This window comes from Planctomycetaceae bacterium (assembly GCA_041398825.1).
Lineage (GTDB): Bacteria > Planctomycetota > Planctomycetia > Planctomycetales > Planctomycetaceae > F1-80-MAGs062.
In genome coordinates, this window is sequence record JAWKTX010000006.1 from 112753 (window position 1) to 124989 (window position 12237).

The following is a 12237-nucleotide window of genomic DNA, read 5'->3' on the forward strand; positions in this document are numbered from 1 at the left end:
GAGTTCCCAGTCAGACAAACCCGGAGCTTTCAGGCCGTCCGACTTCAGCGGTCAGGGCGGACTCAGTCGTGTCCAGAACAGAACAAAATAACAAGGCCATGCACCGGAATTGGACAACCACCTCAATTTTCATGGAAACCCAATCCGTTGATGGCGGGCGTTACACGCTCAATGCAACATCATGAATCCCTGGCAACTAATCAAAGATGGCCGATTTTCCGAGGCCGTTGACGAATACACGCAGCAACTGGCTGAGGCGCCAACAGTCCCATCCTTCCGAAATCGGGCCATCGCCCACCTGAACCTCGGTCAGCTTGATCATGCGATGGCGGATTATGAATCAGCCGAGAGGATCGACCAGTCCCGAAGCGATGGCAACTTAAGAAGCATTGGTGTGGTCCATTGGCTCGCCGGTCGTGAAGCAGACGCGGTAGAGGCTTGGGCAGAAGCTGTTAGATTGCTGGAACGAAACGAGATTGAGTACACAGATGGGGCGGGCGGGGTGCAGTCGCCCTGCTTATTGTGGTTCGCAGGCGCACGACTCAAGGATTTGACCCTCAAAGATTCAGCCAATTCTTTATTAAAAAGGTTGCTGAAGCGTCGCCGTGCGAACAATTGGCCAGGACCAATCGGGCGGTTTTTGATAGAACAGGTAGATGCCGAATCTCTTCGCAGTTCGGTTTCGTCTGTACCAGTGCTTCGTGAGCGAGAGCTCTGCCAGGCAGAATTCTACATTTCAGCGCAAGCATTGGATGATGATGGGCGGCAACATTACATAGACGGTTTGCGGCGCGCAAGTGACCATTCTGCCGCGATTCTCGAAGACGAATTCTACCTGGCCAAATTTGAGCTGCGACACGCCATTCCGGAAAAGAGCGTGTAACCATCGCATGCAGCAGAGTTGCGGTGGTTCGGTTTTGACATTGGAAAATCTTCTCCCGCAACCTGCGGATGCGGGCGTTATTTGGCAGGGTACTCGATCGGACTACGAATGAACCGCCCTTGGTCGACCTGGATTCTCGTTGCGGCATCAATCGCAGTCGCTGCCGTCGTGCTTGCCGCGAGTGTCTGGAATCGGTCCTGTGAACCAGCCAGTCTCCAACCCACCGCTGAGTTGGCACATACTGCCAAGCAACGCCCGGAGTCCCTACTGTCCCGCGAGACCAGCCTCCGTGCAATTCGTGACCTGGCAATGATTGATATGGACTCGTCCGGTCGCCTTGTTGGCGTGTCGTTCTACGATCCGGTTGGGCTGTCTGACATAGGATTTCCGCCACGTAAACTCGTAGACTCCGACCTCCAATTGCTATCGCCTTTTCCCAATCTCAAGCAGTTGGACATTGCTGGAACTGCAATCACCGATGAAGGGCTAAAGCACCTCAAAGATCTTAACGAGATAGAAAAACTGAACATCAATTCAACCGCGATCACGGGATATGGCTTGCGCAGCCTCAGTGGCATGAGTCGACTACGCATGCTCGACCTCGTGGATATCCCTATTGACGATAGCGATCTGGAATTTCTCTCCGGGTTTGCTGAGTTGCAGCATCTTTCAATTTCGAGCCCTCTCGTTTCAGATTCTGGACTCGCACACCTTCACAAGCTTGGCGAACTCAAAGGTCTTTACCTCGGACGACTTCAAGTGACGGATCAAGGAATTCGACATCTGGCAAAGCTTGCTTCACTGAAACACGTCACACTCGATGGCACTCCTCTCAGTGATGGTGCTGTACCGTATTTTGCAAAATTCACGCAATTACGCTATCTTGGTCTTAGAAGAACGAAAATCACCTTAAAGGGCGCTGCCAATATTCAGTCAGCACTGCCCAATTGCACAGTTAATCGTGACGTCGAATATCCCTGAGGTACCCATAGTCCTATGACTATTCAGTGCCGAACCACCATCGCCGTCACCCTCGGCACAGCCAGATAACAAACTTGTGAATCGGATCAATCAATCACGCTGCAACTGAAATCAAATAGTGCTGTTTGGTGTTGCGGACTGCGGCGGGCATTCTGTTACTGAACTACAGAATTCGATCCACCGCGGCATGCTGAACACGACACCATGGCAGAATCGCGTCACAGGGTGGACTCGGCGTATGGCCAACGACGACGCCACTGATTCCAGAAGCACATCCGAATCCGGCGGCGGACCCGCCCATCCAGTTTGTCGATGAAATCAAACTGCCAGGCCAGACCGAAGTAACCTGCCCAGCCTCGCACGTAACGATTGAGGTCAGACAGACGACGTTCCATCGACACTCCACGGCGCGACCGCTGAGCGCTTTGACCCGCCGTTTAAAGGTCCTCAATTTCTTCGGAGCGATGGCGATCGTTACACCCTTGCCCGTAAATGCAAACCCGAGATATTCGCAGTCGCGGGATTATCTCACGCGACTCTTCTCCTCGTTCACGACGAGTTTCAGATCACGCATCAGATAGCGCTGCATCGACAGCAGCACGCGTTGTGCTGCTCGTTCACTGCGCACGAAGATGACGAACCAGATCCTCTTCTTCATTCCCGAAGTCGAAGGTCTGCTGCGTGGCACCTCGATCTGAATTTTGCGGTCGCTCCTCCCTGTTCTTCAAGGTTCGGTCCTTCCTGTCGTCAGCGGAATATGACGAGACAGTACTATGACCTCTGCTGACTCCGTCGCACACCGACAGTGTTTGCCACTGAAGGCTCTGCCTGTCGATCAATCGAGCGTGCAGATACGTGCGGCGGATCTCCCAGGACCGCCCCGGGCGGATTGTTGGGAGCTACCGCTCCAAAAGCGATCCTAGCGCCAGCTGGAACAACGCGACAATGCCGCCCTGGATAAGACGTGTGACTTTCACTGCACAAGCTCCGGATTTAACAATGCGGATGAATAGAGACGGTTTCGTGATGATTGGCTCACTCACCTGTCCGCACCGGCCTTCTATAGGGTTTCTGTTTAGTCTGTGAAGTCTTGTATGGGGCTCGCAGCTCTGACGAGAGTGTGATCGTCGGCGAAAGACAGGCCGCCCCCCAAAGACGGAAAACAGTCGCGCACGCTTGCAGGCTTCCTCCCCACGGTTCGTTACCTTCCCGCGGTTGTCCTCGTTTTCTCCTTGATTCATGCTGCCATCTGGCGATACCATTAGTCAGCACGGCCTCCATTCTCCTACAGGGGATCTGCACCCCATAAAACACATGCCAGGCGTACCAATTGAATCCAGCCGAGTTGCCGTCGGTCGATTCTCACATGGCAAGTCAGTCGCGGCAGCCTGCTGATCCTGCTCATTGGTCCGGCTTTGAGGTTCCAACAGTAAAAGGTAAACGAAATGAAAATGTTACGTCCTGTCCTCTGCGTTATTTGCATACTTACAACTGGAACTATCGTCGTTTCGGAAGATGGCACAGGGGCAGAAAAGAATGTCACCCGGCAATGGCACGACGTCTTCGCTAGTTGGAACGAGAGCTTGCTGGATCCGATCTACAAGCTGAGTGAGAAACGTGCACGTTATATTAAGGAACTCGGTGCAGCGCATCCTGCTGTTAAATCGCTCAGCAAGCAAATTGAAACACGCAAGACAGAGCTTGCTAAAATCTGTCCCGATGCAAACTTCCAGGCGGAACGCATCGCGCGCATAGATGACGCTGAAACACAACGGTATGTTTTAGAGCTGATACTTAAAAACCGGGCACTTGAGTTGCAGCTGGCTGAGTAGCCAAATGGAGATCGCTTCCCGACCGAGAGGAACTTGGATGAATGCTCGACGAACGAAGGCATGAACGCCGAGCGTGTCAAACTTTGAAACACCTTCGACCCGGCGACCGGGTTATGGCTGGCGTTCACCGACATGAGATTGGAGACGAAAGCTTGCCCCTGTGGCTGATGCTTGAAGATGACCTCGACAGGATTGATCGATTCCAGTTCATCCTTGCCGGGCATCATCGACCGATTTCGCTTGCCATCTCTCGCGGGCCGCGCCGTCATTCCTTGGTCGATACAACGCACCGGACGTCATCCCGGACCTGATTTGCCTCGACCATGACTTGATACCAGACTCGAGGGACGATCCCGATGACGGAAGAGACGTATCGCGATTTAACAATACCTGCCTTGCGGCACCTCCCGTGTTGATTCACTCAACGAATTCGGTGGCGGCTGACTCGATGATGTTCTCCATACGTGAGCACGACTGGTTCGTCGATCCCATGTCTGCAATTGGACAGGATTGAATGGAATCGTATTGGTTTCCGTCAGCCTTCGAGATAGTTGCCAAATTCCGGACGTAGCCAAAACGAGTGGCGAACAAGGCGGTCAACCCGAGCGGCGGATCGGGCGGATTCTGAAATCAGAGGTTCGTGGCCGCCGCCGCGGTACCTTTATCGTTCGCATTCAGATTGGGAAACGCCGCCAAATGAATGATCCCGAGAAGTCGTGGGTTGGCTGGATTGGATTTATCGCGCTCGCCATTATTGTTGTGAGCGTTTGCGCCCTTTTTATCGCGATGCGTGCTGGTTCCCATCGAGACTAAGTGGGCGCTGGCATATGTTTTTTTTGTGCCAACTTAGGGTTCGGCCTGCTGTTGAATGCGATCTGCCGGCGCTAGCCGAGGCACTCTGCACAGTCAAAACAGCTCCTTCGACGTCGAACTGTTCTTCGTACTCGCCTGAATAAAATCGTAGTATTGTCCACAGATGACGCGGACGAACACGGGTGAATTGCAGAACGCAGGCGGCTGTTGAACGCTGAATGATTGAGACGCAACGTCTCGCAGCCTGTCTTCCTCAACCATCACATCCCGGGCCAGATTTTGATTCCGTAACCGGTCCGGCTCAGCGAACGCGAAAACTTCTGAACCACAAGGTAAACTGCACACGCCATGCTCTTGCCAAGGGGTGACATCTGTCGTAACCTCACAAAACAAAGAATTCAGAAACCGGCAACTCATTATCGCGCGTGCATTCGCCACGAAACAGAATCGGCGAGAATCGCAAATTCAAACAATAGGTTGAACCGGAGTTGCCGTAGATGGTTTCACATGACAAGTTGCCTGGCGGCAACCCTGTTACGACTGTCGTTCGCTTTTACTTGAGAGACTTAATTTGTAGGCTTGAATGGAAGAACCTGAATCACCCATCCTCAGCTTCTCGGAACACAGCAAACAATTGGGCGTCGATAGCACTGTCCGATGCCCCCGTTGCAACAAGCTGATTCTCATGCATTCGACAAGGTGTGAGCATTGCGGGATCCACTTCAGCGGTGAAGCGTGGCAATTTTCGCCATCTACGAAGATCAACGTAATTCCGCGTAGCCTCCCGGTGCGATGGTCAATCGCTATTGTCATCATTGCTCTCGTCGCTGTGCTGTTGCTGTACTGAGAACTTTGGTTGCGCTTTCGCTCTTTGATTCGAGTGAAACATTCTGTTGTGATCGCGAATTTGCAAAATCGCAAATATGAAATCTCGTAAGGACCATCATTGCTGATGGCCCTTACCACACCGCTTGACCTGAGGGTCCGCATCAGGCGGTTCGACGAGGTGGAGCCCGTTCGTTCCACGAACATTTCCGGCTCAGCAACCCATTGCTTCCAACATTGTGTTCGTAAAGCCGACGCCACTGGTGATGGCCGCTAACAGCCTGTTGAGAAATGGGACTGGCTCGGGCGGAAGACATTAAACACGACGTCTTACAGACGCCAGCGTGACTGTCCCGATTTTCAACGGACTGCTAAGAGATCAAACGCAGTGCCATACGCCAGTAGCCCTTGCGGCTTTTCGCGTGACGAATTGCCTGACGACGTGGTAATCCCAGTCGCATGAGTTTTCGGCCGCGTGTGCGAGCATGTCGCCAACGATTCCAGAACCGCCCGAGGCGGGTGATTAGGAACGTACGCTCCGCTGATCAGTTGGGAAGAGCTTATTGAACATGGTTAGATTACAATGGGTTACAGTGGGCCAATCACGGCGCGGTTGCCCCAGACCATTTCGTAGAAACTCGTTGGCTGAACCCAGATATCGCTCTCTTCGACAGGTTTGAAATTGTGCAAAGACTTCTGTTTCGTATCAGCGTTGCCGCTTTATGCGTGGCCGGAATTCCCTGCCGTTCTATATTCGCTGGCAAACCCAATGTCATTGTGATTATGTCAGACGACCAGGGAATTGGAGACGTCGGCTGCTACGGTTCACCTGACGTCCTGACGCCAGCCATTGATTCTCTGGCTGCGTGTGGAATTCGATTCACGCAGTTCTATTCCGCAGCCCCGGTCTGTTCTCCATCACGTGCCGGATTGCTCACAGGGCGATTTCCACTTCGGGCGGGGCTGACGGGAAATGCTTCGTCACAACCGGGCGGCAAATCGGCGCTGCCTCCCGAACAGATCACAATGGCTGAGATGTTTCGTGCGGCGGGATATCGGACAGCTCACATTGGAAAATGGCACCTTGGCTACACGCCGGAGACCAGCCCGTTAGCTCAGGGATTTGACCAAAGCTTTGGACATATGGGAGGCTGCATCGATAACTACTCCCACTTCTTTTACTGGTCAGGACCCAATCGACATGATCTTTATCGCAACGGTAAAGAGGTCTATCACGACGGGCAGTTCTTTGGCGATCTCATGGTCGATGAAGCAAGCCGATTCATCGAAGAGAACACGGACCAACCGTTCTTCATGTATTTTGCAATCAACATGCCGCATTACCCTTACCAGGGTGACGAAAAGTGGCTGACGCATTACGCGAATCTGCCCTATCCGCGAAACCTTTACGCTGCTTTTATGTCGACGTGTGATGAGCGAATCGGACGACTGATACAGTGCCTTGAAGCCCGGGGACTGAAAGAGGACACCATAATTGTTTTTCAATCTGACAACGGACACTCCACAGAAGAACGTGCTCATTATGGCGGCGGCAGCGCTGGTCCGTTCCGCGGTCAAAAGTTCAGTCTGTTTGAAGGCGGCATGCGTTTGCCGGGCATCATTTCCTGGCCGGCAAAAATCCCGGCGGGTGAAACGCGGCACCAGCTGGTTCATTCCGTGGACTGGATGCCAACTCTGGCAGAGTTATGCGGCGTTGAACTCCCGAAAAGGGCGCTCGATGGCAGAAGTCTGACGGCCGTCATCCGTTCATCCACAGCACCGTCACCGCATTCGGTTTTACACTGGTATGTTGGTGGCGGCAAAAACGCACAATGGGCAGTTCGCCAAGGCGACTGGAAACTGATCGGAAACGTTCAATCCGCACCGGATGAGTCACTGACAATTGAGGATCGGAAACTGTTCCTTTCCAATCTGGCGACAGATTCAGCAGAAACCACCAATCATGCGAACCAGCATCCGGAATTGGTCGAACGGCTGCACGGATTGCATAAAACCTGGTTGCAGCAAAATTCCCAGGCAGACTTGCCACCTGCAACGACACGGGACAGCAAAGGCAACGAACAGTAGGGTTGCTTGCTCCGTTTCAGAGCTTCGCAGGGAGTTGCAGACACGAAATCACTCTGGATACAGGGCGGCCTGCGATACCAGTGATCATCCGGAACACCTGATGAAGGCCGCCGCTTGATCGATGTACCTTGCGGCCTAACAGCCTGTTGAAAGACGGGACTGGCTCAAGCAGACCTTAAAACACTACCGTTTCCAGTCGTCCCGCGCGCCTGTCCCGGTTTTTCAGCGGACAGCAATCCGGTTCTCATGGCGGCCAGTTAAGGAATTCCCTGACATCGAGTCAAAAACAGATCGATGGTTTCATCACGTCATGGCCCGGACTACAGTCGACCGACATTCCTGTCGTACTTCGATCATTTCGATCACAAATCACTTCAATCCCCGTGCAACGCCAATCCGGTAATATTGCTTGCTGTGCGTTTCAAACTAATGAAAGCAGCGTTATGTGCTTCCACAACGTCATTAAAGCTGTCCTGCTGGCATGGTTATTCGTGTGTCCTGCGAAAACCAACGCTCAAACACTGCATGTCATCGCTGTTGCAGATACGGATTCCAACATCGGTCCGTCAGTTCGAGCGGACTTATTTCGACTAAAATCCACGCTGACGAATGGGTTTGAACAAAACCAAGTACACTGGATTGAACTGAGTGGCACCAGCGCGACTCCGGCTCGGGTCATCAGGACGCTCAAGGAAGTTGTGATTGACCCGCAACGAGATGCCGTGATGCTCTACTATTCGGGGCACGGAGGATTCGACACAAAAAATGGTCACTTTCTCTCGATGTCCCACGGCGGGCGGCTGTATCGGTCGCAGGTGCTGGACGCGATTACAACGCCTGTCACTCCCAAATTCTGGGCGGTCGTTACCGATTGCTGCGCCAATCTGTCAAACACCGCTTTCAATTCACCTTCGGTCGATGCACCACGAAAGCGCAAGCAACTGCTGCAGAATCTTTTCTTTCAGACTCAGGGATCAGTGGACATAACATCAAGCCGCCCAGGGCAGGTTTCATATTGCTCACAGTCGCTTGGCGGCGCATTTACCATCGCTTTTTGTGGGGTCATTGAAGATAACTATTACAACAGCCTTCGCTGGGACGACGTTTTCCGGCAAACCAGAAGTCAAACCGCGCGACTTGCGGAATTAATGATCGAAAATTCAAAGCCGGTGGCAGCAGGCAATACCGGGCAACAAACAACCCAGACTGCTTATTCGTTCTCCGAAATGTATGGACGGAACGTCAACGGGGAGTGAGTTGTTATTTCAAAGGACAATCCCCCGTTTCGCCCTGTCACAACAGCCCGGCATGGCCAGCGCATTGCGAATTGAAGTCGGGACGCAGCGAATCAATGTCAATTTCAGCTTCGTATTGCAGACAAGTTCAAGGATCCGGTGGATGTGCTGAATGCTATCCCGTATCCGGATATTGACCTCCCCGGCGGAACACCATATACCATCGTTGGGAGAATCTCGATGGATTTCGGTCAACGCGAATGCAGTATGCTGAATTCAGAATCGGAGTCGAACGGAATTGGGCCGACGGCTCTGCCTAGCGCTGGAACAACCCACAGGAACGTTTTGGAGGAGTTGACGAAGTGGATGGAATAGTTCGGCACTTAGAGAAACGGTGTTCCCTTCCGACATCTATTCTCTACCGTTGCTTGTTATTGATACTGGCTGTTGGCTGCGCCGATGAGATTACTCGCAAACAGCTCCCCGGCGGTTTATGGCATGAGACCAACCGAGGGGAATTTGGGATGCTGGTATCTTCACCTCTTGATTCAGGACAAATTATTTATCCACAACTAACCGTTGAGACAGACGAAAGTGAATGGTGGCAATGCAACGATGTGTCTATTGTCGACAGATTTATCATTGGGCGATGTGTTATTCACTCAAGTTACAACGTCATTGCTTCAGAGAAGTTTTTCATCATCGATGTGCATGATCGACCTTCGAAAGACTGGATCCTGACGGACAATCTTAGAGAGTTCTCCAGAGTGGATCTCCTCGTCAGCTATTGTGAGGATAGGAATATTAAACTCCCCGCGGAGTTTGAGACTACGCACGGCAGAACGGAAGATTGAAGGTTTGGCAGTGCCGAACAATCGCTGTGCTGCGTGAAAGTCGCGTATGCAGTGAATACGACCACGGACACGGTTCTCGGTATCAGTACAATCGCCAGCGGCCTTCCATTTCCGCGCAGAACCTCAGCCCGGGCAGGGTTATCAGGCAGTTTTGGGAAGTGGGACGAGGCTGTAAAGACGTGAATCCGTGGGTGGGTCGAGTCCGCATTGGCGGGTTATGCGTTGAAAGAGGCTTTCGCCGTCGTGCCACCATGACTGCACTTCGGCCAGCACAGTGCCAAGATGGAAGTCATCCAGATGCGGTTGCAGTGATTCCAGAACACTCATCAGGATTGTTGGGCATCGAGCACCGCGGAGTGTTTTGCTTGTACGACCGGTTCGGCGGTCCTGAGCCGCGCTGCAAAGACTGCGTTCGGCTTCATTGTTGGAGGCTTCTTTTTCCGGATGAAGCACGAACGTCAACAATTCTTCGTCGCATGCAAGCCGTGCGACTTCATGCACCAGGTTATGAATTCAGGGGTGGCTCAATCCAGACCGGTGCGTCGAAGGATTTCTTCGCACCCTTCTGATTCCATTTGCCTGACTTCCTCTGCAATCAGCTTCTGGATCTGGTAGCGACTCGAGTAAACACTTGGCAGCTTCATGTTCAGTTCTGCTGCAACATGCTCACCGGATTCGTTACGCACAGCAATCATCTCCCAGGCAAGCCACCGGCGACTGTCGACCCGGCGCCGCACGCGACATTTTGCTTCTTCGAAGAGCTCCAGATCGAATGCCGATTCCAGTCGTTCGGTAAGATCAGCTCGCGCGGCGGCGTCCTCCAGGAGGGTGATACATTGCTTCAAATCTTCGCCGCGACTTTTCCGTTCGCGAAAGAAGTCAATGACGGCATTCTCCGTCGTCCTTCTTAACCAGCCCCGAAATGTCATTTGCGGATCGTATTCGAACGAACCCAGCCGATTTGCGAGCTTCAGCAGAACATTCTGCGTGACATCTTCGGCATCAGCCGGCTGGAGCTTGCGGTTAAGACACCATTCGAAGATGCGACGACCGTAGCGGTTGACGAATTCGTCCCATGCGTGGGGATCTGAAGCATCACATCGAATCCGATGCAGCAGGCTGACGCTGGTGATGGATGTTTCGTTCATTTCCCGAATGCCGCGTTGAGTCAGATTGCATGGTGATTTCCTTCTGACGTTAACATTCGTTCGAGAAAAAAACACCTGAGTCCGGCTTCGCAGAAGGCAAAACCGGACTTCTGACAAAACCCGCCCGGATGGCCCGGCATCTAAAAACCGGGGACCACGGGCGGCAGACAGTAATGGGCAGACAGCAACTTCAGAGAAACCATTCGCCACCTGACGTTGCAGCAGCCGTCAACGCTCATTCAACACGGCGTCAGTCATTGGTCCACTGAAACGTCACGGTTTTACCCCGCATCGCGTACAGGTCAATGGAATGCTTTCTGATGTTGGTATGAGCACCAAACGCTTTGGCTTTGCAGAATTCCACCTGGCAACTGTCACCTGGCTGTACATCAAGGGCGAAATGATCGCTCCTTCGACCATCCTGCGTATAGAGCTCTTTGACCATGGTCCCATTCTTATAGATCTTCAGGCCCTTCCACCAGCTGATTCTGTCATGAGCCTGAAGTTGCACCGTAACTTTGCCCGAGGTCCCGCCCGCTTCACTCACGGAAAATTTGTCACCTGGTTCTGCCAGCTGTCTCGTCCGTGCGACAGCAAGTGTTGGAATGTCGGTCGTGGGTCGAGCGCTATCCGCGTAGGCAAGATTCCGAGCCACCCAGACATAGTAAAGGTGATTGTGAGGGTCGTCGTTGCGGAGTGTTTTTCCGCTGAATGCTTTTGGTCTGCGGATACGGGTGCCGGTAAAGCAGTGCTCGTTACTCAAACCAAGATTGATGATATCCGTCCAGAGTGTTGTCTTTGGATCCTCTTCGATTTCCACATCGAATGCTTTCGTCTGCGGTGCACTGGATCGCAGATGTCGGTTGAAATTCTCCCGGAACGAAGGAGTTCCGTAACGAGGTGCGCCAAATGTGATCAGCCGATGGGCCTTCCCCTGATTCAGGTACTTATTCTTGAGTGCAAGGTACATCAGATGCCCGGCAACGGCTCCGCCCTGACTGTGGCCGGTCATAATGATCCGCTTGCCAGCGGCACCCTGACCGGACATTTCCTTCGTAATGGCCGCATAATTGTCGTAGGCCATCGCAGCCCAGCCCGCATGGGTTGCCGAATTGTCGTAGGCCGGATTTACGACAGGGAGGGCAATATTGCCCTGCCAGTTTTGATCAGTCGTTCCGTAGAACGTTACAAACATTGTGTCGGTGTCAGAGAAGATCGAGAAGTTCAGCTTGTTGAAGCCATAATCTTTGTAGATCCACAGCTGGTACCGGTTTGAGGCTCCGTTCAGAAGTGTGTTGGCATCCCATGGAGGGGCTTCACTGTTTTGTCTGCCCAGACGAGAAACCACACTGCTGCCCGAGTGTGATTTAGCGATGCTTCGGTCACCGGATCCGAAGCGAAGATCTCGAATGTGATCAATTGCCAGCGAGGCTTTGTAGATATCCAGGTAGTCGGACGCCGTCTGCGCGTGGACACTTCCGGCGATTGCGAAATACATCACCATGACGATGACCAATCGCAAACGACCACGAAACGCAAATGCGTGAATCTTCATCAGGTTCTTCATCGGTTTAGCTC

9 protein-coding genes and 1 pseudogene are annotated in these 12237 nt (G+C 52.7%); 5 read left to right on the forward strand and 5 right to left on the reverse strand.

Translation table 11 applies throughout. The features are described 5' to 3' along the window. The first annotated feature begins 325 nt into the window (after window positions 1–325). Window positions 326–883, forward strand: coding sequence for a hypothetical protein (locus R3C20_12440; protein MEZ6041309.1), 558 nt, complete (start codon window positions 326–328; stop codon window positions 881–883). 309 nt (window positions 884–1192) lie between these two features. Then, window positions 1193–1864 (forward strand): hypothetical protein, encoded by a 672-nt coding sequence (locus tag R3C20_12445; protein ID MEZ6041310.1) that lies wholly within the window; start codon window positions 1193–1195, stop codon window positions 1862–1864. Between the two features lie 218 nt (window positions 1865–2082). Here the strand turns inward: R3C20_12445 and R3C20_12450 are convergent. Together R3C20_12450 and R3C20_12455 are read right to left on the reverse strand one after the other, a co-directional pair. Then, a pseudogene (locus tag R3C20_12450) lies at window positions 2083–2271 on the reverse strand (group II intron maturase-specific domain-containing protein). A 116-nt stretch (window positions 2272–2387) separates the two neighbouring features. After that, window positions 2388–2522 (reverse strand): hypothetical protein, encoded by a 135-nt coding sequence (locus tag R3C20_12455; GenBank protein ID MEZ6041311.1) that lies wholly within the window; start codon window positions 2520–2522, stop codon window positions 2388–2390. Window positions 2523–3309: 787 nt separating this feature from the next. Between R3C20_12455 and R3C20_12460 the strand changes: the two genes are divergently transcribed. The 3 genes from R3C20_12460 (at window position 3310) to R3C20_12470 (ending at window position 8678) form a co-directional block, all read left to right on the forward strand. Next, window positions 3310–3696 (forward strand): hypothetical protein, encoded by a 387-nt coding sequence (locus R3C20_12460; protein MEZ6041312.1) that lies wholly within the window; start codon window positions 3310–3312, stop codon window positions 3694–3696. Window positions 3697–6018: 2322 nt separating this feature from the next. Beyond that, the gene (locus R3C20_12465) at window positions 6019–7422 is read left to right on the forward strand and encodes a sulfatase-like hydrolase/transferase (GenBank protein MEZ6041313.1); all 1404 of its coding nucleotides are present in this window, start codon (window positions 6019–6021) and stop codon (window positions 7420–7422) included. Between the two features lie 443 nt (window positions 7423–7865). Beyond that, window positions 7866–8678, forward strand: a complete 813-nt coding sequence (locus R3C20_12470; GenBank protein MEZ6041314.1) for a caspase family protein — start codon at window positions 7866–7868, stop codon at window positions 8676–8678. A gap of 974 nt (window positions 8679–9652) precedes the next feature. Here the strand turns inward: R3C20_12470 and R3C20_12475 are convergent. From R3C20_12475 to R3C20_12485, 3 genes are all read right to left on the reverse strand, one after another. Next, on the reverse strand, window positions 9653–10012 hold the full coding sequence (locus R3C20_12475) for a hypothetical protein (GenBank protein MEZ6041315.1): 360 nt from the start codon (window positions 10010–10012) through the stop codon (window positions 9653–9655). Between the two features lie 23 nt (window positions 10013–10035). Continuing rightward, window positions 10036–10659 carry a sigma-70 family RNA polymerase sigma factor gene (locus tag R3C20_12480; protein ID MEZ6041316.1) on the reverse strand — a complete coding sequence of 208 codons (624 nt, stop codon included), beginning with the start codon at window positions 10657–10659 and terminating at the stop codon, window positions 10036–10038. Between the two features lie 250 nt (window positions 10660–10909). Further along, window positions 10910–12226, reverse strand: a complete 1317-nt coding sequence (locus tag R3C20_12485) for a hypothetical protein (GenBank protein ID MEZ6041317.1) — start codon at window positions 12224–12226, stop codon at window positions 10910–10912. Between the last annotated feature and the right edge of the window lie 11 nt (window positions 12227–12237).